General features: G+C 64.7%; 1 protein-coding gene. It reads right to left on the bottom strand.

Features of this window, described 5'->3' with window-relative positions:
• Nucleotides 1-20 precede the first annotated feature (20 nt).
• The gene (locus tag ACRWNM_RS36545; RefSeq protein WP_431972736.1) at nt 21-479 is read right to left on the bottom strand and encodes a GNAT family N-acetyltransferase; all 459 of its coding nucleotides are present in this window, start codon (nt 477-479) and stop codon (nt 21-23) included.
• Between the last annotated feature and the right edge of the window lie 235 nt (nt 480-714).

Here is a 714-nt window from a genome sequence, read left to right as displayed (position 1 = left end):
TCAGCTGACGGCAGGTCGAATCAGAGCCGCCTGCTGATCAGGCGACGACCATCGTTGTGGAAACCGCGTGCGAGATAGTAGGCGAACAAATGCCCGACATCGCGGCCGTTCGGCGCGATGACCAACTCCAGACACCGGCAACCTCGCTCGCGCGCCCACCCGACACTGTCCTCGATGAGCTGTCCGGCCAGCCCGCGGCGCCGCTCAGCAGGCACCACGAACAGATCCTCGAGTTCGGCAACCAGTCCACTCTCCAGACCGAAGCTGGTAGTGGTGACGGCGAACCCGAGCAGCCGATCCGCAGAATGCGCCACCGCGACTCGCGCCGCAGGCGAGGCGAGCAACGTCGCGAGGTTGCCACGCAACTCGGGTTCGCCGGTGGCGAAACCGTCCTCGGAGTAGAACGCGACGGCCAACGCCAACACAGGCGACAGATCGACGGGACCGGCGGCACGCACGGTGGCAGATGTGATCGTCATATCGTCAGTACACCCGAGCCGCCTGGATCGGAGAACCGATTTCCACTCGCCGCGTGGTCCCAATCGCCGGGCGCCCGCCGCTACTTGTTGCGGAGTAGAAGTACAACCATCACTCGAAAGGACGGCGCCTGATCATCGACATTCGAGGATGCTTGCCGACTTGGTGGTAGCGATGTGGTCGAAGACCGATCTGGGGACATCCGTCCGCGCCTGTTCCGGGTCCTCGGACCGGCGG

The organism is Nocardia sp. bgisy134, assembly GCF_965341865.1.
GTDB lineage: Bacteria > Actinomycetota > Actinomycetes > Mycobacteriales > Mycobacteriaceae > Nocardia.
This window is presented reverse-complemented; position numbering and strand designations above follow the sequence as displayed.